This is a genomic window from uncultured Shewanella sp., assembly GCF_947491715.1.
GTDB lineage: Bacteria > Pseudomonadota > Gammaproteobacteria > Enterobacterales > Shewanellaceae > Shewanella.
This window is the reverse complement of record NZ_CANLKR010000036.1, coordinates 1-25,142: the sequence shown is the minus strand read 5'-3', so window position 1 is coordinate 25,142 and position 25,142 is coordinate 1. Positions and strand designations below refer to the sequence as shown.

Genomic DNA, 25,142 nt, shown 5'->3' with positions numbered 1-25,142 from the left:
ATTAATAAGGACGGCCCACTGGGCTTTTAGATGTTCAGGAATGTCTGAAAGACCGAATTTCTCTCTTATATTTCGAGGATATAGTGTTGATTTAATGAGATCGTTTTCTTTTATTCGGCAGGTTACTGCCTCATTATTTCCAAGCATGAACACCTCCAAACAAATGTTGTCAGCTACAGCTCTAATCCTTGTGGTAATGCTATTTCTGTGGGAGGTGAAACAAATCCATCCAATCTGAATCCCCATGGATTAAACTGCTCGTGAGTGCTGCCTAAAATAACGTTAATAGGCCACCGGATCGCTCTTCTCATATACAATCTTCCTTTGTATGACTCCTCTACAATTGTGTCCAAATATACAGTCCAACTATAATCGTTAATTTGCTCCACTCTGTCTGCGGAATATCCTTGGCCAGGAAGCTCTTGTAACGTTCTTGTTTTACCTGCAATATCATTACCTTGTATTCTTTTCCTATATATTTTCATCATCTCTTCACGGAAATTGGCAGTGATTAAAAATTGGTACTTATCTAAGTTTTTCGACATATCAGTGGCACCATCAACGGCCCAGTAATTAAGGTTCTGAAAAAAGGTAAAAGCAGTGTTATAGACAACCGCTGGATGTATATCGCCAATTTGCTGAGTAAATCCCTGTCTTGCATTCGGTGGCGCGTACAGGGTGATAAATTGGGGCATCATTACAAGACCACCGATACAGACGGTCAGACTAATAAAAAGGCCTAGGATGACTCGTTTTAAATCTCGGATCCTATCTTCTAGCGCTAAACTGAGTACACGAGAACGGCTTTTTTTATACATAAGTAGTCACTTATTGGTTTACCTATTAATATCGAACCTTTCATTTTCGATAAAATGCCCGGCACTGGTACCTAAACGCTTTTGTATTATTTTCTCAAAAGCGACCCAAATTAGATTGTCAGGGTACCTGTCTTTCATTATGGATAACTTATTGGTACTATAGGTAATAGTGACTACAATCCCAATAATTCCGGCTGTCATTGCCATCCACCAAATTTGAGTCAGTAATCCTATCGTTAAGAACGGGATTGCACCTCCGATAGACAGTGATACTCCAGCGCAATACAAGATTTCGTTCTGTGTTAGTCCTCGCCAAACCATAGGTTCGAAATCCAACAGTTCGATAGTGTTATCTATCTCAGAAGAAGTTGATGGCATTAGTTAGAATTCAAGCAACGCATTAAGTAAGAATATGGCGGCGGTTCCAAGCACCGCCGCTACAATTGCCTGCTTGGCCACATCTATCATGCTGGACTTTCCACCAGGGCCGGTGTCGTTATAAGTGCTCACTAAATTGGATACTGTGATCACGAAGAAATAGCTCATTAGACAGAATGCCATCAGCTGTACGCCTGCCTGTATCCACTCAGTTGCTTTGTTTGTGTAGTCAGTTGTATTTGAGGTGTTGACTTCTGGAATAGCAAAAACAGGAGACATAATAATGGCAATAATGCCAAAGAATATGTTTTTTATACACTTTTTCATAATATTACTCTCTTTACAGGATGATAAAAATAATGGCGTTAAGTAATATAAGTAATCTGACATAAGCATTGATCATCGGCCCAGTTTTCAGTTTTGTTATTGTCCAAGCTTGATAAATACCAATAGCAATCCATACAACAGTGCTCATCAATGCGCTGTATGCGATAAATTTCATCAATGCTTGGGTTATGCTAATACTTGGTCCATTGGCTTGGTTAGCCCAGTGTGTCCAATGATTCAAAACAGTGCTTTTTATCGATAGCAAAAAATCCATATCTGGTAGCACCACAAAAACAGTCTCTAAAATGAAGTACAGTTCATACATCTGGACTCCTCGTTAAAGTAAGGGCTTACAGGCATGGAAAGTAATTGGTTAAGGTCGGATTGAGCTTGATTTAAATCTTGTTCCAGTAGAGTGAAATCAAATATGATTTTCTCTCTGCCTGTCGGCTGTCCTTTCACCTCATCTAAAAACACCATCATACGTTTCAGGTAGTGTGATATAAGAATTAGCTCTTTTTTAGCCAGCCACGGTTGGCAAGTAAAATTAGGAGGGGTCTCTTTTGGTAAGGGGTAAAGAGGCTCACCAAGCAGTAAATGAACTTGGATCCCAGCTTGTATAACTCTAAAGAAATGTGTCAAATTTTCTAATTGTTTTATTGCTTTACACTCTAAAGATGCGGCCTTTTCAGCCAGACTTAGTATGGGATTTAATTGGGCCTCTAATCGAAGTAAATAAGGGGATGGTTGCAGTGATTGAGCCGAGGAATGATATAACAACAGACTCACAAAGAGCATCACTTTAGGGGAGTGACTGTCTATTTTTAGCTTTATTTTTTGTCCTTTCTTCTCAATAGACCAAGTGTTATCCATTTGATACTCATCATTCAGTAATATCACTGAGATGCATCTTACCAACTGGCTTAAAGGGTTAGATTTTTAATGGGATGGGTTGCGTCCCTATTAATGGGGGTGGGTTTGGGTGTAGCTCATACGATGAGGCTGTGTTTATAAGAGAGTATTATATATGTCTAAACATAGCTTGAATCGTGATCTGGTTAGAAAGATAGGACTGATATTAATAATAACCATTTTAAACTTATTGCTGTTGTCAGTCCTTATACTTGTTATTCAGACTCGGTATAGCCCAAGAGAAACGGAGAAGGTCAATGCTTGGGAGGATTGGGTACTTGAGTCTCCTCGTTTAGCAAAAATTGTTGCTCATTGGGAAAAATCTCCGCCCCTAAAACTGAATAACGCTCAACAAAAAAGGATTAAGTGGTTACATAAAGCCGTTATGGAGGATTATCGCTACGCTATGTTATCGCGAGCGATTTATCAAGATAATGAGCCTCGATTTGTGTCCGTAGAAAAGGGGTTTATGGTTCATAATCGTTGGTATCTGGATGCGGAGCCTGGTTCTGTTTTTATGGAGTACTTTCCTAAAGGGGCTAGAATGATGCTAAATGGGGAGCGTGTGGACATACCTTTATGTGAGGAAGGGATGGTTCCTATTCTTTTAAAAGGTGAGCTCTATCCTTTAAAATCAACGCCTAAAGGAGTGGATGTTGAAAATGTTGGAGGGGAGTGGCTAGTGCTTATCTCGGGGGATGTTGACTATCAGCATAGAGCTATAGTTGATATAGGGTGTGCTCCACCTGAGTAGTGACTTAGATCTTCGCAAAAAAAACTGACCAGAGTCAGTTTTTTTATGGGTTGGTTGTTTAGCCTGTTCGCTTTAACAAAATTAACTTTTTTACATTTGCAGTTCTAAGTAAAGATATTACTCCCAGCAACAATAAAATAATCCATTGCAAAGCGCCGCCACTGTCTCCTGAGTCAGTGCTTCCGTTGTCACTTCCGCTATCTGGAGTAGGCGTGGTTGAGGTTGTCGCTTCGATAGTAATCGTTTCGACATTACTGTCGCTAACGCCATTGCCATAATGAGCGCCAATTTCAAACGTTACTTCCGTATCAGTATGAGTAACATCTACATCAATCCTTTTTTCGTTTTCGCCAGCGGCGAATACAAGGGTTTGCTGGAGGGTTTTATCATAGTGAGTGCCTGGTGTTGCAGTAATTGCGTTTGTGAATAATTCAAAGCTCACAGTGTTTTCACTTACATATGGGTCACCATTGTTATCCAGTAAAGTCACCAAAACTTCAGTGCTATTACTACTTGTGGACACGTCAGACTCCTCTACACTAATGCGTAATTGCCCAGTAATTGCTAAAGGCGCAACGCGACGTCCAAGGTAGTGATCCATATGATAGAACTCTAAATCAAAGTCAGCGTCAAAATTAATGATCTTTTGGATAATCGATTTTTCTGCTACCGTGAACCCAGAGTTGTTACCGCCACCATCACACAACAGATACATCTGTTGTTGGCAGTCATCAAGGCTGGTGTGCCCCATCGCAAGATTATGGGCCAACTCATGGGCAAGAAAATCAGGGATCGTTTTCATGGCACTGGCCTGCATTGCGGTGCCTAGGTTTTTCATCCCCACACCAACGGCGTTGATGGCTTCATCATCTTCTTTTGTTAAAAAGACAAGTTTATCGGCGCCATAGTAGTTAAGTAAGTCTTTGGCTCGAGGATCGTAGTGTTCATTCTCATCTTGGTCAGTAAAAACTGCGTTGTACTCCTCTTCGTTAAAAAGAATTGAGTAGAACGTAGGAACTAAGACACGGGTAAATGTTTTCCCTTGGCTTAACCCTTCACTGGCCTTGTTATCCTCCCATACGATGATGGCTGTGATCGTATACTCAATATCGAATTCACTAAATTCGTCATTGGCATAATCAACTTGCTCGTTAATCAATGTGGCTAATGCTTCACGGCTGATCTCATCTAATACTGAGGGTTCTACGACAAATAACAGATCCACAGTGTCGCTGGCGTGAGCCTTTTGATTAACAACACCAAGACACAAGATCAAACTAAACAATATTGTGATGTAGGTACGCTTGAAGCATGTTGGTAGTATGTCTTTAAATGTGCTCATAATAGACTCCTTTCTTAGTCGTTATAGCATAGCAAACAATTTATTCTTTAGTATCAAAGTGTTAATAATTAAGAATAAGCATTGCGATTGTTTTGATGGTGAGACTGATGTCAGTTTAAAAGGGTAAGTTCGGCGATCAGAAGATTTGCCTTAAGCCGTAGGCGGTGAACTGGTTTTACTGGCATTGGTGATTACCACGATTAATACACCATGCGTAAGTCACTGTCTGATACGGGCCCCATGTTCGATTAGTTAAACATTGTCGGGTTTTAACACCTGGCTCGCAGGGAACTTGACCGATTCGGCATACCCAATTTGGCGCGCTTGAAGTCGAACCAGGAGTACAGCCTGTTGTTTTTGGTGGAGTTTTAATGTTACAGCGGGTATCAGCAGTGCCATATATTTTACAAGCACTGCGCCAGCTAACTAGTGCGGCGATAGCCGTTTTATTCGTGCTTGCTTGGCTTTTAGCACTTAGTGCGTTGTCGTAAGCCTCTTTTAGCCCTTTATTACCAGCGGCATAGACATTACTCGCCTTGACAGTTCCATCAACCGTCACGTTCTTCTTAAAGCGGGTCGATAAATCTAACCGAGCGAATTGACTGGAGTCAATATTATCGAGCTTATTGGCATTAGCGGCTGTAGCAGCTATCCCTAAGTATCTGGCTTGTAATGTTTTACCTTTCTCATAAATACTATTTGTTGACTTAAGGGTAGAGAAGCTGGCGGTTGAGCCCGTAATACCACCATTGAAAATATTATTTTTAGTGAATGTGTTGGTGTTGCCTCTAATGGCGAATGCAGTGGAGTCATATCCATCAAGTTTATTAGCATCGGTCGCTTTGGCTGAAATGCCCAAATATACGTCCTTAAGTGGTTTAAGGTTTTCGTATAGTGTTTTTCCATCATTACTTACAATTCGCTTATTTCCGGCAAAGAGGCCCCCGTTAGCATAAATAGCACCTCCGGTGGTGACACCTGTTACGCTAAGCAGGCCTTTAATTGTTACATTTTTCTCAACATCGATGCTGCCTTTGAATTGGCTGTCGCCTTCTATAAGTTGGCTTCCGGCCCTTAATTGACCTTTAATATATGCGTTTAGGTTGACATTTAATTGATCTAATTCGGTATTTTCTAACTTAGTTGTACCGGAAACAACAAGTTTCTGGAGGTTAGCTGTTTTGGCTTTTAGGCCGTTTGTAATATCGACTTCTCCACCGAATACTGCAGTCGTATCAACTTTAATTCCTTTTTTGAATTGAGCTAACTCACTAACGGTAAGTTCATTAAGTGCGGCTGAGCCATCAACAGTCATAGTTTTTGTGATATTGATATCACCTGCTATATCAATATTACGCCCAACCTTAATATCTCTAACTAAATCGAGATCTCGTTCGATTTTTAAATCTTCACTAACATTAAGTGATTTTGTATCAACAACTTGGGTTTTCACACTTTCAGACTCAATCTCTAATACATCTAGTATGGAATGGTTAGCCATACTAAGGTTTTGCTCCATTGTGGCGCAGTTAGGATCGTCGGGGTTTTGTTTCCGACATAACATAGTCGCGGCGATGGCGAATGTTGATGGCGGAGATACGCTAAGTGATAGCTGGTTATTGTTGGCCTCACCGGCGCTTTGTGACGCTATCATTTTAGTAATGACAGGCGCTTGAGCACCCTCGGGAAGTTCTAATGATAGATTAAAATTAGTGCCTGAATTATTCCCAGATATGGTTCCATAAGGAGTCGTTAGTTCGCCAAGATAGTGTCCTTCTGCGCTCAACTGTGTGAGGTTAGGTGGCCAGGCGCCATTCTCAGCATAGTAATTTGTCAGAGCGGTTCTTAATGCGCTCATTTGCTCAGCAGTACGTAGCACCATTTTGCGACGATATGTATTACTATTTGATGACATATTGACCGCAGATACAGCAATATCGCTTGGATCAGCTGTGTAGGCTGGAAAGGAAAAAGCAGCACTTAACAGGTATATAAGTGACCATCTAGATAAAAAATATAACATGACAGGACCTTTATCATTTATAAACCGAAAGATAGGGGTGTTCGGGTTAATAATTGGTAAAGATAACAACGGATAAAATGGCTGCTGATCTGGTGGGGGGGGTTGTCTTGCTTATATTTAAAATAACAGAATCTGTATAAAAAGCAAACAGAAGTATGACCTAATGCTTGCCTTTCTATAAATCCAAATAGTACCTCCCTTTTATACTCGGTGAATTTATACGTACTTATTTTCAATGCATTATATCTTCATTAGTTGCTATATCTGTATTTAAGATCGTCATTATATCTCTATTTATGGGCGATACCTGAAGGGGTAATTGCTCTAGTGGATAGACCTTCTTCCCCTTGAATATGGCTTTTACTTTTTCGCTAAACCAATTTACCCCAGTCAAAATGGGGTGTTGAGGGGCAGTATTCATGGGCGGTAGATTAAAATCAGCGCATAGTTGCTTTATTTCGCTATCAAGGCTTACTTCAACATCAACACCATTCATTATCTGACACATTTTAAAACCAAGAAATTGCCTGAAACCTTCTCTTTGTGAGGGATCTAGATGTGTAAAAAAAGCGGGGTTCAAGTGGGCTTCAACAAACTCCCCGCCACAATCATTAGGTGTAAACTCTATTTTAAAATAATTGAAATCGACCGTTCGTGTCGTCATAACTAACTCCTTTTTATTAGCTCGAATAGGTACTATATCAGCTTATTAAATCCTCGCTTGGCACCTAACGGTGTACAGTCATCGCTAAATTAAGAAGATATCCACGAAATGATTAAGCAGGTCATTGTTTATTCGATAAAAAGCGAGAAAAGCCAATAAGTGTATACTATTTGTACTAGTGAAGTTGGGAGGAAGTATGTCGTATGCACTTGGATGGTGGTTAATTTATTTTCTTATCTTTTTAGGGTTAAGGGTGTTGGCTATTAAGCTAATACGCTCACTTAGAAACAACTTTTGGTGGAAATTCAGGTTATTTATGAAAGGAGTACTTTTACTATGCGTTGGATTAGGCAGCTTTTTATGCACTCTCACTTATATCATTTTTTATTCAGATTCATTTATGTAGCCTGTTTATCTCTTATCGCTCTTTCGTCTAGTTCAGCGGCTGTTGCTGGAGTGAATGAAAAATATCAGTCATTCACAAAAGCAAAAAAAGTATTAATGTCCAATGTTTACATGGGTACTTTAGAACGAAAAACGATTTATTGTGGTGCCAGTTTCGATAAAAAGAAAAACATCACTCCACCAACTGGGTTTAAAACCAGTGTGTATAAAAAGCGGGCTAAACGAGTAGAAATGGAACATGTAGTTCCAGCGGAAAATTTTGGTCGAGCATTTGTAGAATGGCGTGAGGGGAACAAAGCTTGCATGAACAGCAAGGGAAAATCGTTTAAAGGCAGAAAATGTGCATCTAAAATGAATACTGAGTATCAATATATGCAGTCGGATCTGTACAATCTTTACCCCGCTATTGGTGCTGTGAATGCACTTCGGAGTAATTATAATTTCACCCTGTTACCCAGCGCTAAATCGGATTTTGGCCAATGCGATATGCGTATCGACCATCGCAAAGCACAGCCCCCGGTTAAGGCGCGTGGTCGCATCGCCCGTACTTATATGTATATGCAAGCCGTCTATCCGAAATACACAATGAGCAAGCAGCAACAAAAACTCATGATTGCTTGGGATAAGCAGTTTCCGGTATCTCAATGGGAGTGCGTTAGGGCTAAACGAATAGAAAAAATTCAGGGTAATAAGAATATGTTCGTGTTGCGTGGGTGCTGAGCGTAATCTATATGTCGCTATAAATATGACTTATGCTTTAAACAACAACTATATATGAGATAACAACAAACCCCCTGATTATCAGAGGGTTTCACATTAGTTCCTCAGTCTGTAGTGGCCGGGTTGATCAATGTAGTGCTGTAGTTGTTCAGCAACTATAGGGGCGGTTTCCTCCGGTTTATCTACTCTGATAAACTGATCAAAACCATCAATCACTGGGGTGTCAATTCCAACTCCAATTAAGTGAAAATGTTTTTGTTTAGCCTCCTTGATCATGGTGGTAATGGGTTGTCCTAAATCCATTTCTCCGTCGGTGATTAGCAAAATAATCTTTTTTGCTGCGTGGCTTGATGAAGGGTACGTACTCATCGTTTTGATCACAGCTGAAGCTGTTTCGGTGGTGTAATTCTCTTTTACGGAGAATTTTTGCTTCAAGGGTTTTTCACTCCATTTTTTCGCACTGTACAGCTCTGTAGCTATTGAGTAATAGATAACTTGTACTTTACAATGTGCGTTTTTCATTAATCCTTCAGTTAGCCCATAAACGGCGCTATTTATTTGCCTCATAGCCCAATGCATTGAGTTTGACTTATCGACCAGAAGGGTGATGTAGCAAGGGGTGAACGCTTTACTTTTGTGTCGTTGGCTAAACACATTTGTTGATCCCATTGCTAAGTCATTGATCCTGTTACGATACAGTCTCGAGCCGGTGTTGCTCGGGATGTCTCGCGTATTAGAATCTTGGTGGTGTTTTTTTAGTAAGATTGAACTACTGTGGATAGCATCTTCATCAATATATCCGTCCTGTGTTATGGCTGAACCATCAAAGAGATCTTCCGATGATGTGTTGATATTGGTCGTGAGTATTTCAATAGTCAGTTCCTCTCGCATTGGTTGATCACTGAGATAGGTGGTGGCTTGTCGGTTAATCTCAGAATTAATTACATCTGAGATTGTCGAGGGTAACTCTTGTGGTTCCTCGTCAGGGGGGTTATTGGGGGTTATTGCATCTAGTGTAGGGATAATCAAGGCTGTGATTTCTACCGCAAGCTCATTGACATTGGTGGTGGTGATTAAGGGTGCATTAAGTACGGTGGTTTTTACTTTCGTGATGGTCTCTACGAGGTCAAGCCCTACAAGATATTTTTCTATCTGTTTTGAAAAGGCTAATATCTTTTTATGCCCTCGTAATTTTCCCAACGTCCACATCAATAACCAATTTAGGAAGTGAGTTTTATTATGGGCTGGATCAGGGTTATCAGTAAAGGCAGAAAAAAAGCCATGCTTGATTGCTAGTTCCTCTATTGGTGCCAATGCGCAAGCTGCAGACCAGGAGTTTTTAATCCTCACTTTCTCCATTCTGACATCTTCAAAAAGATTCCTCATCCAGAGATAAATCTCGAATGTTACCTTGTCTATTGGGTGTTCAGCTTGGTCATTCACTCCCCAATCTATTTTCTCGTGGATTTCAGAGGCAATATCGGCGTTGTCTCTCGGGTTAAAGTCGCTCTCCATTAAGTGCCCGACTTCATGCTCAAGTAGCGCGTCGAGTAACTGGGTAAACATGGGATCAGTAAAATCGCCGTTGGGCAGCCAAATAGTCTTATTATCAAAGGATACACTGGCTTTGTCTCCTTGGATAATAAGTTGTAGTGACCGGTCTGCGAAGACCCACTGGGCCCACGCTCTTAGTTTGCTTATGTATTCTTGCTTGTTCATATCAAATCCTTAGACAGTGATAAGTGCATCATTCCCCTATTCAGCGGGAATGATTTACTAATATGGCGGGTTAGCTGTTGGTTAATGTCGCAATAGGCTGGTTAAATTTTTCCTTCCAGTGTTCAGCGACTATTTTGTTAGCTAGGTCTTGCTCTAGTTGAGCTAGACTGTTGGTGTAGACGAAGCCTAATACTTCGGCAGGGGTCAGTTTACTGTGTATCCCCATCTCTATTGCCCACGACAAGCTATCTCCGGGGCCAAATGGGGCTTGAAACTCATCAGTGTCTATCAATGCTCGTCGTAATGACTCAGCAGATAGGCAGATCAGTGTCACAATAGACTTAGGCATCGATGGGCATTGTTTTTCAATAAATGACATTTCGACGTCTGGAGTGGGGTAATTTGTCTTAACAAACTTCATTCGTCTTGATAAGGATTTATCGAAACAGACTGAAGAATGGTAGCGTTGACTGTCTCCACTGCCGTTTGTGTTAGCAGTACATACAATCACAGTGTTTTCAGAAGCACTTATAGATGTATTGCAGGCAATTAATGATAATTCTCGACGATCTAACAGCGCATGTAGAAAATGTTGAACACCCACAGGGGCTTTATCTACCTCGTCAATTAGAATTATGCCTCCTTTTTCGTAAGCCCTAGTAATCGATGACAATTTAATCCTTGTCTCTCCATTAACTAACTCTTTGGAGCCTTCAAGATCGGCACTTAGCATATCTTCATGTATGTTTACGCGGTTAAGAGGGAATCCCATCCTGGCGCAGACATATTCAAAGAAATGGGTTTTACCTGTTCCTGTCTCTCCAAATAAGCAGAGCGGTTTACAGACTCTATGGTGAGTAAGGTGATCTATCCAGTGTTTGATTAGATCTAAGGGGGGTAATATTCCAGTCCATACAGTCAGAGCATTATCTCCGTCAGGTACAGTGAGAAATCGCTTACCTTTCGGTAAATCGTAATCATAAAATATATCCGCGACGTCTTTCTCGATGTACTTATTGGTGAACTTAACTGGGTGTATAGTTTGGGAATTGGTGTTATTCATGGTACTTCTCCATTTAAGGTGCAGCCGGGTTTAGGCCATCTCAGGGCTAAGGGTGCGGGGTGTGGGGAGTTGAGTTCGGCGATCAGAAGATTTGCCTTAAGCCGTAGGCGGTGAACAGGGGGAGCGGTGGCGTAATAAAAACGGCATCAATCAGGCAAAGGCTGGTTGATGTGGTCTTAGGGTATTTTACTTTTAGGTTTTTTTGGGGGGTTACGTTGAAGAGTATATCCAACGTGGTGTCTGTTTTTTAGACTAACCGAAGCTAAAAATCTTGTCAATTAAACTCCTATGCTAACAACAACGCTAGGCTTGCATAGGTGATTGTATTTTATCCATCATCCAAATTGAAGTTAAGTAAAGTCATTCTATTTGCGATAGACCAATCTACAAGCAATTGATTTAATTCCGATTTAACCTGCTCATTTTTTAGCTCTATATTGTGATGAAACCTTATCTCACCGTGTGGCCCTATTTCTTCTAGTACATACTCGGTATCAAAGTTGGTTTCACGGGGGAGGCGCCCCATAGTGTTATCACGATCTAATACGGCTCTTTGTTGTCTGGATAGTGGGTAGCAATAAAGGAGTGTCAGATAACGGATACTGATCCCTTTCGTTATACTCATTTCCCACATTTGTACGATAAAAGTAGATTTGTCTTGATATAAATCCATTCTGAACGTTAGGTCTTCATCATTAATTTGTATATCAGTAATGGACTTACGATGAAGTAAGGATAACCATTCTTTGACATGCTGTAGGGTTTGTATATTCATTCCTATCTTCCTTGCACTTCAATAAAACAAACATGAGATATTGTTTTTTTCCTGCTGTAGTCTCGATAAAACAGTTTTAATATTTAATTCTTTAACTCCCCAGCTAACAGCTATCAGTTCAAGTACGAATTTTATTGTGTCAAGATCTAGTGGGTTGGTAGATTGGTTAGGGGTTTTTACAACGGGTATTTGGCTAATTAGATCGCAACTTAAAAATAAGCAATTCTCCTCTATCTGGCGTGCTATTTTTGATCTAGAAGACAAATTTTTCGGGGTTTTTAGACTGATCCGTTTAATAAATTCTTTGTAATGGGGGGTATAGCTAGATATGTCTGAAGAAAAATAATTAAGGTATCGATCTGCTTTATCATAATTTTTATCATAGTAGCTATTAATCCCTTGATACAACGTATACCAAACGACCAAATCCTTTTGCTCTTCATCAGAGGCATTTTGGATTGTGTTTTTTGTAATAATCTCTAAAAAGTGAAGGCTTTTATACCTAATTTTTAGCAAAAAAGTGAATGGTGTGTCTTCTTCCATGCCTGTTCCTTTTTTTATCCACTGTTTTTTTAACATGACAACAAACTAATTGCAACAAACAAACTAATTGAATCAATTGGATTTTCAATAAAAATGCGCACACAATGAAAACATTTACATAACACTGTAACAACAGAGAACAGCAGATAGTGTCGCTTATGTATTCTTATTTCCCTAATTTGCCGCCCTTCGTTATGATTGATGTTACTTTTTGTAGCATTACGGCTGATTCGCTAGCGGCGCTTGATACTGCGGCCTGTGCTGAATTCATGACCCCGCCTAATTTAATACCTGCAAAACTCATTAACCCAATGTAAATAAAGGGACTATAAACATGCATTTTTTGAGAAAATCGCATTCCGACTAAATGAGCGACACTTGATGCATTAGTGATGCTGCCGTTATTCATCGTGGTGGCACTAATCTTTTGGTAAGCAACAGAAATAACCTCATCGATGTACACATTCATGACGAACATCACATTCATAAACTCGAGCGCGACTATTGCACCAAGTATCTGTAACGCCGCTTTGGGTTTATACCCGCAAAAAATGAAAAATATTGGGCAAAAAGCATAAAATAGCATCTGAATAACAAGAAGCATTAGATTGTTCAACTCTACCGCAGAACGCGCTTCTAACGAGCCAAGTGTGACACTTGCGCCCGTTGTTAATTGGAGTATCGAGCTTTTCAGTCCTTGAAATAACAGTCCGGTATTTGAATCAAACTTGTGTGGTGACGTGCCTGATTGCATATTGCTTAAATTGTGAGTAAGACTTCCCGTAACAGCTTCGCGTGTTGGATCCCAATCGCCAAGTAGCGCCTGGTTTACTATCATCTCTCTGGCGTGTGCTGAAACAGAATCTATGTTCTTACCAGGAAATAGTGATTCAAAAAAGCTTAAACTGACTGCACTTAATGAGTCAACTAAAGTGGTGTTCTCGTCAATGATGTAGTCATTAAGTTGTTGGTTTATTTGTGTGCATGGAAAAATATAATCACCTGATTCTGACAGTACGGCTTCTGATGTCAGTGTGATATTACTTTTCCCTGAATCAATAAGGGTTTGGTTTATTTTTATGGTTGAGTTGATGTAATGGGGCTTAATCATAGACCCGTTAATACCAACAGTAACCAAGTCGTGTTTAGGTACGTTTTCACTGTCCATCGTTGTTATGTAGGCTGGTTTATAGCACTGAGCCATAAAATCAGATCCTACTTTATTCACTGCAGCGTCACCGATGGACACCTCGGCAATCCTTAGTTTTGTAATTTGTATATTATCGGGACAAGGGATGCTATTGCTTATCGCATATGCGGCTCCGCTTGCCCAATTATGTGCGATCATAATCCCTAAAGGGATCTGTGGTTCGATACCATTATAACTCGCGTCGACAGTACTAAGATGAGCATTATAATCTGCGTCAGAAACATTATTATTAGTATTAGGGTCTGAATTATCAGGGCTTGTGCTACAAGAATTGTTTGTATAATTAACAGGTTTGATTAAGTGTATTTCAGAGCCACTGCTCGGCATGACAAATGTCACCATAATAATCAACATGACAATAAATTCCATTTCGGACCATTTCTGGGCCAAAAGAGCAGGTGGCCCTTCGTCTTGCCCTTGAGCTCTTGCGACATAAACATTTCTCATCAGCATTGCAGCAAATGGGAGTAAGGTGAATCCCAGCTCATTGAATAGAAAAAAAATGGCGTTATTTAAGTAAAAGCCACTGAACAGCGTGTACATCTCAAAAATATTATTTGAGTACATAATCTATGCTCACTCAATAAAAGTCGCTAAAAGCAAAATAAGCACACAAATAAGAAAACAAAGGCGCCGAAGTGCGTAACGTTTCATCTCTGTGGGAGAGAGTTTTCGGCCTAACTGTTTTTGTACGTACTTATGTCCGAACAACCAAAATGTGATCACAATAGTTGCTTTAAATATTGGGGATACCCAGCCGTATGTTTTCATTAATTGGTACAGAAACGGGGTGGTCATTAAGATGATGAAAACAGAACCACTAAATGTCATAGTCATCAGAGTATATTGTTTTAGTGACTTTTTTTTCATAGCAACTCCTAGATAAATGAGGTCACTTATTTTCCTACTGGTGTATATTTTTCATTTAACAATGCATACGCTTGGTAAATATTTTCAATCGTATTACCGGCTACCATTTCTCTCAGTCTTAATTCTTGTTCAATCATATTGAGCTCATCGTCGATATTTTTTATTTTGGTATTATGTTCTTCAACTGATGCCTTAAATGATTTCAACCGAGTCACTTCTATTCCTGCAACTAGGGCTCTTCTTAGTAGCAGCAACTTGTCCACTTCTTTAGCAAAAGCGATCTTTGTAGATAATGCATTTATATAGTGTTTGCGGCGTTCTGTTGGAAAAGCCTTTAACATTCTAATTAAGTCAAGGTTGACCTGAAGAGTGTTACCAGCAGAGACCAGTGATAGGTCTGTTTTAGATATCTGAGAAAGGGGTTTACTCATCACTTTAACAAATTCAATATACAGTTCGTTTGCGTGGATCCTGGCTTGATTTTTTACTCCTTTTCCAGGGGCACGCTCTGTTTTTGTTCCTGTTGATGTTCTCATCTCGGTTTCACCAACAACTTCTAGGGCGTAGTCTGTGAGCGCTTTAGGGGAAGAGAACGTTGTGGTGATAGGGTTGTACTCACTTAGGTTAGCAGGGGTGGTATCATTTAATGACCTTCCTGCTAGTGTGTTGTACCCAGTGATTGCGGTATCTTTGACAATCATGATAGGCGCTTGCCCTTCCCCGCCTTTGTATACTCCATCGCTAATCTCGATGCCTTTTTCTCCATTACCGACTTGCTTCATTACTTTCGTTACATCGACACTTGCGGGGTCGGCTTCAGCAGATGAAATTTCCTCACTCAATGCTTCGTTACTTGAGACCCCTTGTAAGTCGCCTAGTAATAAGTCTGCAGAGGCTTGTTGTATGTCCTCACATTGTCCAATAGATCCGTTAAAATTAGTCTCTGCACTAAATACACCATTCATTATCGTTTCATATAGATCTGGGTTTGCAGACTTGATCACAGTCCCAATGAGTCCTACGGGATTGAAATTGTCTTTCAGCATGCCAATCACTTGTGACTGCATTCTCTTAAACGATCCATCGTCGAATGAGGAAAAAGTGGTAGTATCTAAATCAAATGCGCCACAACGTCCGGGCTTAATAGGATTGAAATCAAAATTGATACTCGGTACGTTAACAGGGGCTTCAGTGGAAATAACACCTTGGCTCTTTTTAATTTTATAATTAAGTTCTATGAGCTCTGTTTGATCGGTTGTGGCAGCGGTTTTTGGTACATTGAACAGTGCAGCGAGTAAAATTAAACTGGTATAGTAAAAAGTTGATATTCTCTTATTTATGATCTTCATGCTAATCACTCCGACAAACACTAGTGTGATTATGACTGCTACGTGATCTCGGGTTGTGAACTAAAGGTCCTCGTATTGACCTATTAATTATTGCCCCGTAGCGCCTTATTATTGCGTCACAGTCTTAAGGGTCTCTTCATGACTGTGTGCATGGTTGAGAGTGGTTAATTCTATTTTCTAGTAGTATTTGGTCGCTGATTTGGGTGTTAAGATGAAAAGTCAGCGAGAGTGTATTTTCATCTACTTCGGCTTGAACCGTAGAAAACAAGGCCTTTAGTTTTAACGCGACTCTGTTTGAATGCAGGGTATATCTGGTCATAAGGAGGGTTCGAGGGGGGATCTTTTGACTATCGAATATAACCTCTATATTAATACTATCATCAAGAAAACCCTCTAATTTTAATTTCTCTAGTGTGATAATAGGCGTTGTATTTGGGTTTGAGTAGCACTCAACTAAGTAACTGTCTTGAAATGCATCATTCACTAGCCTTATAGTCTCATAAAGGTTTCTGTCGTTATTGATCGATTGACGATAATTTATCTCTTTAACAGAAATGTTAATCAAAAAAGTGATAACTGAAAGGCTGAAAATCAGGTAAATAAGTACGAACCCTTGGTTTCTTGATCCTTTATTATCACTCAGCATAATCTAAATCTAGCTCTTGAAGGTCCAGGCTAGGATGCCACCTTCTTCCGTATAAACGGCTTTCTCTCCAGACTTTCTTTCTATTGCTCTACCGTTAATGGTAGGTACGTCAGAAAATTCAATAACAAGATCGTAAACAGTGTCCCCCTCAGAAACATCAATAGCGCCTCCGAACGGATTACTTGTTGTGCAATCACCGTAACTTTGATCAATAATATTTTCATCAACAAGTGTTTCACAAGAGACACCGGTGAAGTGGCCAAGAGAGTTAGCGTAATCCAGAGCGCCTTTTTGCATATCTTCAGCTTGTTTTGTTAGTAAGTAATTTCGCCAAAAGTTCATTGCTTTGGGTATGCCTTTCATCGACAGTGCTCCCACACCCAAAATAATCAATAAAACAACCATCATTTCAATCAATGTAAACCCATTTTTCTTTTTATACATAGTGTTACCTGTTTTTGTAAGGGACTAAATAGAATCACCGAGACTTGAAAACATCAGAAACATACCGACCATTCCGACAAAAATACCCGCTAACCCCAACAAAATAAGGACAGTGCCTATTTTTGTCTGTACTGATCTTAAACTACCGGTAAAGTCCTCACTGGCAAAAAGAGCCACCTCGGAGAACGCTTTTTCAAACTCTTGACTGCCATTACTACTGGCTATCCGAAGTCTAATTCTTGATTTGGGGGGGAGAAGGCCTGTGTCCATTAACTCAAAACCATGAAGACCGTGTTCAGCTAATGTCTGAAACTGTTGTAAGTGCCATTTAAGATAAGGCGTCATGTAAGGGTTAATAATCGCAATACTCTCATAAACAGAAATATTGGATCTAAGCATCATACCTAAAACACCGAGCAACCGGGCGCACTTGAAGTGGCCGTATAATGACAAGCCAATCCATCCGAGGTACTTATCAGCGGTTCGTCGGGTGATCCCAATCCAATAAGGGAGCACGACGTAAACAGAAGCGGCAGTGCCTAGCAAGAAAGCGCTTATCTTCCACCCCCAGCGACTAAAACCAGAGGCTATTGTCACAAGAATAGGCAGTAGCCCTTGAGATGGGTTTTGGTCTGAGGTGGAGAATTGAGACAACATTGGGACAATAAAAACACTAAACCCGGTAATGAAAACGACCCCAAATAAGAACAGCATGATAGGCATAAACAGACTTCTAAAAAACTGAACTCTCGCTGTTTGTTGCTTACTCATTTGCTCTGCAAGTTCTTGGAGTAAATTGGCTTCGCCTGCGCTCTCTCTTTGGGCTTGAAAAATCACACACAGATCTGGATCAAACCAATCAGTCATGATAGTGACAAGGGGTTCTGACTCAAATCGTGTAATCACTTCTTTTGTCACGTAACTGGGTAAACTGGCAGGGCCATGCTCACTGGCGAAGATCATTTCCATCGCGCTTAATACATCTAAATCACCTCTGTCTCTCACCTTCATTGATGTATATGCGTTCATCCACTCGAATTGGCTTTGTGTTGAAAACCGTATTTTATTAATCCAGTTCTCAATATTCATGTTCATCTCTATTATTAGTGTGTTTAAACAGATCATCAAAACCAGGGATAGTGATAGCGTCACTGGGGGATACCTCCCCTTTCACCACTCTTTTAAGTACCTTATCTTTCATTTGCAGCCAGCCACTTTCTGTTAAGTGTTTATACAATTCATCAGGTCTATTTTGGATCAGGTAATGACGAATACTAGGCGTGAGCATTAAGTATTCAATGACGGGTTCTCGATGGGTGATCCCGTTAAAACATAATTCGCACGGGCTTGGATTACGATGGCATATTGTCGATGAGGGGTTATTATCACGTACCTTACATTCGCATAAAATGGGGACTAATCGAGTAGACACAAGCATTAATAAAAGCTCACCTTCTCCTTGAATAGGAAAAGGGACTTGCATTCCTTTTAATCGGTGAAAGCATGCAAGTACACCGTCAGCGTGTAGTGATGTCAGTGTTAAATGTCCCGTACGCGCTGAATTAAAAGCCAATTGAGCGGTTTCATCATCCCTCATTTCACCAATGAGTATCGCATCAGGATCAAGTCTTAATATTGATCTCAACTGATGATTGTATCCTGTTTTCTCTATGTAATTATGTTGTGATATTAATGGATTATACTTAGTGACTATTTCGACTGGATCTTCCAGTGTGTCCATGAACCGGTCTCGAGGAAACGCTTTTATCATCCCATGCATTAATGTGGTTTTACCACTGCCTGTTGGTCCCACGACAACGATGAGCCCTTGTGCTCTCAACATGATTCTATCTGTTACTGTTTGGAACTCTGTCTCTGCCTTAAGTTCGTTAAGATCTTTAACGGCCTGCTGTTTATTAATCCTTATGACTGTCTTAAAGTCACCTCGAGTCACAAGGGGGTGCTTCTCAAACCTGAGCATGACACTTTGCTCTTTACTATCTAGTGTTATTTTCTCGGTATAACTCGTATGCTGTATGGAGGTTTTATCAAAATCACCACTTGCTTGATGTCTGCCCTCGACACCGATTGCGCGGGAAATCATATGCAGAGCATCGTTGTAAGTTGGTAGTAATGGTGAACCACGCCAGGCTTCTCCATGACGTCGAAATACAACGTGGGTTTCGGGGTCACTAACATTGATGTGTATATCACTGCAATCATACTTAACCGCACAACTGAGTATTTGCATGAAATCGGCTTTGGCGGCAACGTCGTCATTGGTGCCTTTTTTCTGAGCCTGAATAGATGCCCTTAATGCTTGTATGTGGTGCTGTACGACTTCTGGCTCGCATTGGTATATCTTATTAACAACAAGCCCCAGCAGTGCCACGTCATTTAATACACTCTGGACTAAATTGGGGTTTTCTAACACTTGTCCTTGATTAACGATGCATACGCCGGAACTAAAAATACAACAGCTGAGTCCCTTTCTTTGCATGTTTTCGACAAGCTTGTTACTCGGCAGAAAATACCGAAGTTGTTTAAGATCTTCTGGGGAAATAGGTTTGAAGTCCATATATCACCCCTGATAACATATTGTTGTTACTTTTTTTCGTAAGATCTCATTAAGCTCAACGCACTCTAACGTCACATCGATTGCCTGTACTTTATATTGTTGATTAATGACATGGCCAACTCTGATATGGGTGTATTCTTCGGATCCTATTTTGACGGTTATAGTGCTATTTTCTGTTATCCCAATCAAACGGACACGGTTATCTTCAGGCTGCCTTAATGTTGTGACTCTTTTGCCGGTATTACCGTTGGCGTTTATATTTGCACTATTGGGGGAGGTAATGCTCGAAAATGCACTGTTCCCAGTAGACAATATATTGCCGATTGGTATCTCGGCGCCGTCCTGTTTTATTTTCTCTATCTTTGCTTTACTCAGCTCTATCTTTTCTAACAGATTAAAATAATCATCTTCTATTCTCAGTACTCGTAGTGATGTTCTTGCGATAACAAAATCTTTGGCTTCTGTTGTGTCCATTGCTCGTTTCATGATACTTGCAGCGGCATAGGCATCTTCGTACGTTACTGCTTGGACCAGTCTAACAGAGGTTTTCTCTTGCTCATGGCTTAAAGAAGGACTGGGCTTTTTACGTTCAATTTTAGGGGAGGAAGTGGTTTCATTCTCATCATCAAAAAATAACCAATAGTTTAATAGAAGGATTAAGCTGGCTCCAATCGCCAAAGCTACGTTTTTAGTGGTCATATATTATCCCTTTAATACATGGTGGATTAGGGGGTACCAAAGACAACAAATTCAACATGGCCTTGGAAAATCTCAGTCTCTTTTTTATCTAGGTATGCCTCATTAAAACTCAGACTTCGAGTCGCTAATAAACTGCCTAATGTATCCAGATCAAAATGGTCCCAGTCGTCAAATGATACTTTTAATACCGTTTCAACCCACTTGGATTTATTGAAGGTCTTTGCGTTCAGCTCGGTTAATTTGGCGTTAGGCCACCACCTTTCTAGGGCTGTTCTTATGTACGCAATTTCATCTCCGATGGGTGGGAGTATCGCTTCCGTCAATGGGGGTGAATTTTTTAATGGAATAAGAATTGAAAAGAGGCCTTTTACTTGTTTATATTGATATCGTTTTTCTGCTACCCATTGTTTAAGTTGGGCTAAATTAGGTTGTCCTATGGGTATGATATTGATAATGGTGAGTTCTTTCTTACTCAATATTTTAGTCACTTGCCAATTCATCAATTGATGTAGCTCTGTGATATCGAAATGTAATCTTGCTAATTGGAATTTAATATTCGTTCCCGTATTTGTTTGCTTAACAACGAGCTGTTTATAGGGATCGATTGATTTTGTTGGTTGTGTTGTCTCTTCAGGGATAAGAGTCGATACCGCGATAACAACGACGAAAAGCAGGCCCAATAACAGGGTGGTTGTTTTTATCAGATCCATTGGGGGATTAACGTCGCTTTTAGTCACTAATTGCCATTCATCATTTAAAGGCACAGAGGCTAAGCTCAGGCTGAGCTCCTTAAATTCAGTAATGTTTGTATCGATACTTAGATTTAAAGCAATAGCGTGGGCCTCAATGGGCTTGTTAGTGTAAAAAGAACAGTTTATCGGGGAGTTTTTTACAAAATGGTTTACGATCTGAGATCTTAGGGGGTTTACTCTATCTGTTTTAAAATCAATTGCACAATCTTGGGTGACTCTACCCGTATCAATGACGGCCATGTAAAAACCATCTTCTAGTACGTAAATAAATACACCATGTGCGCCCTTCCCTAATACGTCTTCGATAAGACGTGCCAGCAAAACGCCTGCTTTTGAATGAGCGTATACTCGTCGAAAAGAATGGTTATACTTTTGAATAAAGTGGTACTTCAGGCCAACTCGGTCGCTTTTATCTATCCTTTCTTCAACTTGTTTTTTACTTTGAAGTCCAAATATGTCGGTATAAGCGACATTAGTAAGCCAGCCTTTTTCTAAAAATTGCTGCATGTTCATTAAAATATTCCATCGATGATGGTAGGCGTAATGGCAATAATGGTCTCTATTCTGCGTTTATTTGATGATTTGCTCGTGCCCAGAACATCAAACCCGGCATTGGCGTTTTTGGAGGCTTCTTGGTAACTCGAATAGGCTGCTACGAGCAGGGTTTTACCATTCGGGATCATAACCGTATTATCAAAGTCTTTGTCGGCAACTTCTGGTGCCTCGATATAGACGTTATTGCCTGTATTATCTTCAGTTTCGACGGCGCCTTTTTTTGTCAGACTCACTAAGGCACTCATATTGGTTGTCACTCGGATAATCACTTTATCTTTAATAATCGAAGGAAGCATGTAGAGTGAGAAGCCGGTTTCGACTGTGCCTTGTTTTATGCTCCCTTCGGTTCCAATGTTAACGGTACTAGTGATTGAACGCTCTAAAATGAAATTTGTTCGTTCAATAGAGCGTAATTTGGCGACCCTGTTGTTCATTGCTGTGGACATGGGGTAGGTTTTCACATTAACGGCACCTTGACTTTGAAGTGCGTTAAGCAAAATTTGGGAGTTTTCAAGTCTTCCTGTTGTGCGAGTGAAATCAAGGAGAACGGGCGCAGTGGCTGTACTGACCTGATCGCCAAACACTGAAGCGAGTCCGGTTTCAACCCCTCTTCCGACTAAATCATTTGCAAGGACTTTCCAATCGAGTGATCCCATCGTTTCGTCAGTCGTTAAAATATCATAAACCACCATTTTCATTGAAACTTGCTTAGTTAGTAGCTGATTTGTCTCATGAATAAACTCTCCTGCTTTCTTTACATTATCGGGAAAGTCTTTTACGACAATTGCGGTGGTTGATGGTAATAACGATGCCTTGCCTGAATCACTTAATAACAATTGCACACCAGAAAGGGTATCGTAAAGTGCATTAATCTCACCTTTTGTGTGTGCAAATTCGTCTTTTGAACTAATAACTGTATTTTTTTGGACCTCTGTGGTGCTTGAGCTACTAACACTTTTGTCACCTTTCTTACCAATTCCGAATTCTTCAACTCCAGGAACCATTGCGATTTTGAACGTTTTGACTTGGTATTGTGACCAGATAACAACATTGCCATTGATTTCGAAGCTATATCCCGAGGATGCAGCAATGGCGTTTAATGCATCAAAATAGGTCGCGTTATTAAACACATTAGTGATGGGTTTACGAGGGTTTACTTCATCGTTAAATCTAAAGGTGATGGTTTTATCACTGAATATTTGTTTTAACGCACTTGTCATTGATGAGGATATTTTTTGATTTTGTATTCGTTCAAACGTCCATTGAGGTCTAATTGCTTCATCGTTTGAGACTTGATTGACAAAAATTGTCTTCATCATTTCAATATGGGTATAGCGTTGTACTTGATTACGCCAAACTTCTGATTGTTTTATATCGGACTCTGCACTCTTTCGATATTTAATCGGTGTTTCGTAAATAGTGCATGATTGAGTATTAATTATTGCCACAATGAGTATGAATAGGTTTCGATATTTTATTTTATTATTCATTGATTAATATCTCTTATGACTAATAGTAATAATATCGTTAAGCCAAATTTGGCCGAAGAGTTGTTGAGGTTTTTGATATGGTTTTAATAACTCATCGAGTATGCCAAGGATTGTTTCTGATTTTATCCAAAATGAGTTCGGTAGCCTGTGCCTGTCAGTCACGTCAATGTAATGGACGGTGGCGGAAGTGAACGAAAATAGGTTATCTACGTTATTTTTTAATGGCCCTTTCTTGACTAAAAATTGTATCTGTCCTGTTTGCGGATGTATTTTCAACCGAGGATTAATATTGCCTTTGGGCATTAAAAAAGCGATTTCTTGTGGCAATATGACATGACTGTAATGCTCGTATTTTGTTGGGGGGCCTATTATTCCTTTATTGGGGCCGACGGGTATGACATTTGTGCTTTGGATAGGGGATCTAATAACAGCAATGTCTAGTGGTGTTGGGTCGATGTAATGTTTATTGACTACATTAACTAGTGGTTCGTTACTGCTACATGCTGTTAGTGCTAGTGTTGTGATTATTATCAGTCGTTTAGAAACAATCATTCATTATCTCCGTAGCTGTGATATTGAGTGATTGGTCTTTTAAATGCAATTTGGCCATTAAAGGCAATCCATCAAAAAATTCATTTATTGCGTCTTCTCTGTTACTGATATCAATTTGAAAAGTCGAGTCGAAACGCCAATCGATACATTCTTTTATATCTGATGACCACCGTATTGTTTTTATCCCTATTCGTTTAGCAAACAGCGTTAATTCGAGCCTAAAAGAATTCGGTCTGACAGTATAAAAGCGATAAGAATCTTCTCTTTTAATGCTGTTTATTGCTTGAGTTCTTGCTTCAATTAATTCTTCAAATCGTTTGACTTCGTTTGCAATAATGCCCTCTCTTTCATTAATGGCTTTGGCTAATTCGGCATATTGTGCTTGGATACGGTTAAGCTGATCACGCATATCGATTAATGATTTCTCACCTAGTTCGTCTTGGATCAGAGGTGTAATGGTTTCAACATAGCGTGCTTGACTCTGGCTATGACAAAGGAAGATAAAGACTATCATTGTGATTTTGTGTGATCGGTTCACGTTTTTCACATATGCTCTTTGCTTTTTTGATATTGGGAGCATCTCATTTAATAAAATTAAGGTTTAATTTTATGGGGTCGCTAAAATACCTATTATCTAATTACTGCTTCAATTTACTGAATAGTAGATTGATTGCATTAACATCATCTATTGACTTTCTATACGTTTTTTATGCTTGTTAAGGGGTCTAAATGGCTCCCTGCTTAGTCTTTATTAAAAACAGGCCTAATATGACAATGATTTGTCTGAGTGTCTTCAAGGCTTTCTGAGTGTGTTTAAAGTTAATATTTGTTTTTTGCAAGAATAAACTTTTAGGAGATATTAAAAATAAAGAAATTAAAGATTTTATTGATCGCGGAGCGAGATTTTTGGGTTGTTTGTGATTAACTTGTTTTTTGAGTTATCCACATATACATCCCTTTTTTAATAAAATCTTTTTTAAAGATCTTTTTTAAAGCTTTTTAAGGTGCTTGAAACGTAGACCCAACGGGGGTTCTAGAGCATTTAGCGTGACAAAGTTGTCGGTTCATCGTGACAAAGTTGTCGGTTCATCGTGACAAACTTGTCGGTTCGTCGTGACAAACTTGTCGATTTAAAACTGTTTATACATAGTCGAATTATGGTTATTAAAGCCCTTATGTGCGTGACCAAATTGTTGATTATCCAAGGCTGGACTTAGGTAAACACGACAAAGTTGTCGGTTATTCAAGGTGGGACTCAGGTAAACACGACAAGGTTGTCGGTTATTCAAGGTGGGAACAGGGTAAACGTGACAAAGTTGTCGGTTATTCAAGGTGGGAACAGGGCGAACGTGACAAAGTTGTCGGTTATTCAAGGTGGGAACAGGGCGAACGTGACAAAGTTGTCGGTTATTCAAGGTGGGACTCAGGTAAACACGACAAGGTTGTCGGTTATTCAAGGTGGGACTCAGGTAAACGTGACAAAGTTGTCGGTTATTCAAGGTGGGACTCAGGTAAACACGACAAGGTTGTCGGTTATTCAAGGTGGGAACAGGG

General features: G+C 39.9%; 25 protein-coding genes. 3 read left to right on the top strand and 22 right to left on the bottom strand.

The genetic code is table 11. The features are described from left to right. Positions 1-173: 173 nt before the first annotated feature. The 5 genes from Q0779_RS19135 to Q0779_RS19115 are packed head-to-tail and all read right to left on the bottom strand — an operon-like array spanning position 174 to position 2,423. Positions 174-818 carry a PFL_4703 family integrating conjugative element protein gene (locus tag Q0779_RS19135; protein ID WP_298775116.1) on the bottom strand — a complete coding sequence of 215 codons (645 nt, stop codon included), beginning with the start codon at positions 816-818 and terminating at the stop codon, positions 174-176. Positions 819-836: 18 nt separating this feature from the next. Further along, positions 837-1,196, bottom strand: a complete 360-nt coding sequence (locus Q0779_RS19130) for a DUF3487 family protein (protein ID WP_298775115.1) — start codon at positions 1,194-1,196, stop codon at positions 837-839. Positions 1,197-1,199: 3 nt separating this feature from the next. Then, the gene (locus Q0779_RS19125; protein WP_298775112.1) at positions 1,200-1,523 is read right to left on the bottom strand and encodes a DUF2976 domain-containing protein; all 324 of its coding nucleotides are present in this window, start codon (positions 1,521-1,523) and stop codon (positions 1,200-1,202) included. A 13-nt stretch (positions 1,524-1,536) separates the two neighbouring features. Beyond that, positions 1,537-1,848, bottom strand: coding sequence for a hypothetical protein (locus tag Q0779_RS19120; protein WP_298775111.1), 312 nt, complete (start codon positions 1,846-1,848; stop codon positions 1,537-1,539). Further along, positions 1,824-2,423: a hypothetical protein gene (locus Q0779_RS19115; protein ID WP_298775110.1), complete on the bottom strand. Its 600-nt coding sequence runs from the start codon at positions 2,421-2,423 to the stop codon at positions 1,824-1,826. The genes Q0779_RS19120 and Q0779_RS19115 overlap by 25 nt, the downstream gene beginning before the upstream one ends. Positions 2,424-2,550: 127 nt before the next feature. Between Q0779_RS19115 and Q0779_RS19110 the strand changes: the two genes are divergently transcribed. After that, positions 2,551-3,189: a hypothetical protein gene (locus Q0779_RS19110; protein ID WP_298775108.1), complete on the top strand. Its 639-nt coding sequence runs from the start codon at positions 2,551-2,553 to the stop codon at positions 3,187-3,189. A 58-nt stretch (positions 3,190-3,247) separates the two neighbouring features. Here Q0779_RS19110 and Q0779_RS19105 read toward each other — a convergent pair whose 3' ends face one another. The 3 genes from Q0779_RS19105 to Q0779_RS19095 form a co-directional block, all read right to left on the bottom strand. Further along, positions 3,248-4,531, bottom strand: a complete 1,284-nt coding sequence (locus Q0779_RS19105; protein WP_298775107.1) for an SVAGG family GlyGly-CTERM protein — start codon at positions 4,529-4,531, stop codon at positions 3,248-3,250. A 175-nt stretch (positions 4,532-4,706) separates the two neighbouring features. After that, positions 4,707-6,554 carry a hypothetical protein gene (locus Q0779_RS19100; protein WP_298775106.1) on the bottom strand — a complete coding sequence of 616 codons (1,848 nt, stop codon included), beginning with the start codon at positions 6,552-6,554 and terminating at the stop codon, positions 4,707-4,709. Between the two features lie 232 nt (positions 6,555-6,786). Then, positions 6,787-7,218 (bottom strand): hypothetical protein, encoded by a 432-nt coding sequence (locus Q0779_RS19095; protein ID WP_298775104.1) that lies wholly within the window; start codon positions 7,216-7,218, stop codon positions 6,787-6,789. Positions 7,219-7,554: 336 nt separating this feature from the next. Between Q0779_RS19095 and Q0779_RS19090 the strand changes: the two genes are divergently transcribed. Further along, entirely contained in the window at positions 7,555-8,343 is a 789-nt protein-coding gene (locus Q0779_RS19090; protein WP_298775103.1) for an endonuclease, read from the top strand. Positions 8,344-8,439: 96 nt separating this feature from the next. On the opposite strand, the gene Q0779_RS19085 is transcribed toward Q0779_RS19090, so the two are convergent. From Q0779_RS19085 to Q0779_RS19020, 14 genes are all read right to left on the bottom strand, one after another. Next, positions 8,440-10,062 carry a vWA domain-containing protein gene (locus Q0779_RS19085; RefSeq protein WP_298775101.1) on the bottom strand — a complete coding sequence of 541 codons (1,623 nt, stop codon included), beginning with the start codon at positions 10,060-10,062 and terminating at the stop codon, positions 8,440-8,442. Between the two features lie 70 nt (positions 10,063-10,132). Further along, positions 10,133-11,125 carry an AAA family ATPase gene (locus Q0779_RS19080; RefSeq protein WP_298775100.1) on the bottom strand — a complete coding sequence of 331 codons (993 nt, stop codon included), beginning with the start codon at positions 11,123-11,125 and terminating at the stop codon, positions 10,133-10,135. A gap of 328 nt (positions 11,126-11,453) precedes the next feature. Further along, positions 11,454-11,900, bottom strand: coding sequence for a hypothetical protein (locus tag Q0779_RS19075; RefSeq protein ID WP_298775099.1), 447 nt, complete (start codon positions 11,898-11,900; stop codon positions 11,454-11,456). 18 nt (positions 11,901-11,918) lie between these two features. Continuing rightward, the gene (locus tag Q0779_RS19070) at positions 11,919-12,443 is read right to left on the bottom strand and encodes a hypothetical protein (RefSeq protein ID WP_298775097.1); all 525 of its coding nucleotides are present in this window, start codon (positions 12,441-12,443) and stop codon (positions 11,919-11,921) included. Positions 12,444-12,609: 166 nt separating this feature from the next. Then, a complete protein-coding gene (locus Q0779_RS19065; protein ID WP_298775094.1) occupies positions 12,610-14,220 on the bottom strand; it encodes a conjugal transfer protein TraG N-terminal domain-containing protein in 1,611 nt (536 codons plus the stop codon). A 329-nt stretch (positions 14,221-14,549) separates the two neighbouring features. After that, positions 14,550-15,872, bottom strand: a complete 1,323-nt coding sequence (locus tag Q0779_RS19060) for a hypothetical protein (RefSeq protein WP_298775093.1) — start codon at positions 15,870-15,872, stop codon at positions 14,550-14,552. A 655-nt stretch (positions 15,873-16,527) separates the two neighbouring features. Further along, positions 16,528-16,962 (bottom strand): type II secretion system protein, encoded by a 435-nt coding sequence (locus Q0779_RS19055; protein WP_298775092.1) that lies wholly within the window; start codon positions 16,960-16,962, stop codon positions 16,528-16,530. A 24-nt stretch (positions 16,963-16,986) separates the two neighbouring features. Further along, on the bottom strand, positions 16,987-18,051 hold the full coding sequence (locus Q0779_RS19050) for a type II secretion system F family protein (protein WP_298775090.1): 1,065 nt from the start codon (positions 18,049-18,051) through the stop codon (positions 16,987-16,989). Next, positions 18,041-19,540, bottom strand: coding sequence for an ATPase, T2SS/T4P/T4SS family (locus Q0779_RS19045; protein WP_298775089.1), 1,500 nt, complete (start codon positions 19,538-19,540; stop codon positions 18,041-18,043). Before Q0779_RS19045 ends, Q0779_RS19050 begins: the two co-directional genes overlap by 11 nt. Positions 19,541-19,543: 3 nt before the next feature. Next, positions 19,544-20,239 (bottom strand): hypothetical protein, encoded by a 696-nt coding sequence (locus Q0779_RS19040; RefSeq protein WP_298775088.1) that lies wholly within the window; start codon positions 20,237-20,239, stop codon positions 19,544-19,546. 26 nt (positions 20,240-20,265) lie between these two features. Continuing rightward, positions 20,266-21,504 carry a hypothetical protein gene (locus tag Q0779_RS19035; protein ID WP_298775087.1) on the bottom strand — a complete coding sequence of 413 codons (1,239 nt, stop codon included), beginning with the start codon at positions 21,502-21,504 and terminating at the stop codon, positions 20,266-20,268. After that, the gene (locus tag Q0779_RS19030) at positions 21,504-23,036 is read right to left on the bottom strand and encodes a hypothetical protein (protein ID WP_298775086.1); all 1,533 of its coding nucleotides are present in this window, start codon (positions 23,034-23,036) and stop codon (positions 21,504-21,506) included. The genes Q0779_RS19035 and Q0779_RS19030 overlap by 1 nt, the downstream gene beginning before the upstream one ends. Before the next feature lie 3 nt (positions 23,037-23,039). After that, a complete protein-coding gene (locus Q0779_RS19025; protein WP_298775085.1) occupies positions 23,040-23,588 on the bottom strand; it encodes a hypothetical protein in 549 nt (182 codons plus the stop codon). Then, positions 23,575-24,135 (bottom strand): hypothetical protein, encoded by a 561-nt coding sequence (locus Q0779_RS19020; protein ID WP_298775084.1) that lies wholly within the window; start codon positions 24,133-24,135, stop codon positions 23,575-23,577. The genes Q0779_RS19025 and Q0779_RS19020 overlap by 14 nt, the downstream gene beginning before the upstream one ends. 630 nt (positions 24,136-24,765) lie before the next feature. Between Q0779_RS19020 and Q0779_RS19015 the strand changes: the two genes are divergently transcribed. Continuing rightward, the coding region (locus tag Q0779_RS19015; protein ID WP_298775082.1) for a hypothetical protein at positions 24,766-25,142 on the top strand (377 nt) is incomplete at its 3' end.

Bases quoted from the DNA above. Each gene is read 5' to 3' on its own strand.
- Q0779_RS19045 (WP_298775089.1), bottom strand. From the start codon at position 19,540: ATGGACTTCAAACCTATTTCCCCAGAAGATCTTAAACAACTTCGGTAT.
- Q0779_RS19125 (WP_298775112.1), bottom strand. From the start codon at position 1,523: ATGAAAAAGTGTATAAAAAACATATTCTTTGGCATTATTGCCATTATT.
- Q0779_RS19085 (WP_298775101.1), bottom strand. From the start codon at position 10,062: ATGAACAAGCAAGAATACATAAGCAAACTAAGAGCGTGGGCCCAGTGG.
- Q0779_RS19130 (WP_298775115.1), bottom strand. From the start codon at position 1,196: ATGCCATCAACTTCTTCTGAGATAGATAACACTATCGAACTGTTGGAT.
- Q0779_RS19065 (WP_298775094.1), bottom strand. From the start codon at position 14,220: ATGTACTCAAATAATATTTTTGAGATGTACACGCTGTTCAGTGGCTTT.
- Q0779_RS19035 (WP_298775087.1), bottom strand. From the start codon at position 21,504: ATGAACATGCAGCAATTTTTAGAAAAAGGCTGGCTTACTAATGTCGCT.
- Q0779_RS19070 (WP_298775097.1), bottom strand. From the start codon at position 12,443: ATGGAAGAAGACACACCATTCACTTTTTTGCTAAAAATTAGGTATAAA.
- Q0779_RS19110 (WP_298775108.1), top strand. From the start codon at position 2,551: ATGTCTAAACATAGCTTGAATCGTGATCTGGTTAGAAAGATAGGACTG.
- Q0779_RS19060 (WP_298775093.1), bottom strand. From the start codon at position 15,872: ATGAAGATCATAAATAAGAGAATATCAACTTTTTACTATACCAGTTTA.
- Q0779_RS19135 (WP_298775116.1), bottom strand. From the start codon at position 818: ATGTATAAAAAAAGCCGTTCTCGTGTACTCAGTTTAGCGCTAGAAGAT.
- Q0779_RS19100 (WP_298775106.1), bottom strand. From the start codon at position 6,554: ATGTTATATTTTTTATCTAGATGGTCACTTATATACCTGTTAAGTGCT.
- Q0779_RS19040 (WP_298775088.1), bottom strand. From the start codon at position 20,239: ATGACCACTAAAAACGTAGCTTTGGCGATTGGAGCCAGCTTAATCCTT.
- Q0779_RS19025 (WP_298775085.1), bottom strand. From the start codon at position 23,588: ATGATTGTTTCTAAACGACTGATAATAATCACAACACTAGCACTAACA.
- Q0779_RS19090 (WP_298775103.1), top strand. From the start codon at position 7,555: ATGCGTTGGATTAGGCAGCTTTTTATGCACTCTCACTTATATCATTTT.
- Q0779_RS19030 (WP_298775086.1), bottom strand. From the start codon at position 23,036: ATGAATAATAAAATAAAATATCGAAACCTATTCATACTCATTGTGGCA.
- Q0779_RS19080 (WP_298775100.1), bottom strand. From the start codon at position 11,125: ATGAATAACACCAATTCCCAAACTATACACCCAGTTAAGTTCACCAAT.
- Q0779_RS19050 (WP_298775090.1), bottom strand. From the start codon at position 18,051: ATGAATATTGAGAACTGGATTAATAAAATACGGTTTTCAACACAAAGC.
- Q0779_RS19120 (WP_298775111.1), bottom strand. From the start codon at position 1,848: ATGTATGAACTGTACTTCATTTTAGAGACTGTTTTTGTGGTGCTACCA.
- Q0779_RS19075 (WP_298775099.1), bottom strand. From the start codon at position 11,900: ATGAATATACAAACCCTACAGCATGTCAAAGAATGGTTATCCTTACTT.
- Q0779_RS19055 (WP_298775092.1), bottom strand. From the start codon at position 16,962: ATGTATAAAAAGAAAAATGGGTTTACATTGATTGAAATGATGGTTGTT.
- Q0779_RS19095 (WP_298775104.1), bottom strand. From the start codon at position 7,218: ATGACGACACGAACGGTCGATTTCAATTATTTTAAAATAGAGTTTACA.
- Q0779_RS19105 (WP_298775107.1), bottom strand. From the start codon at position 4,531: ATGAGCACATTTAAAGACATACTACCAACATGCTTCAAGCGTACCTAC.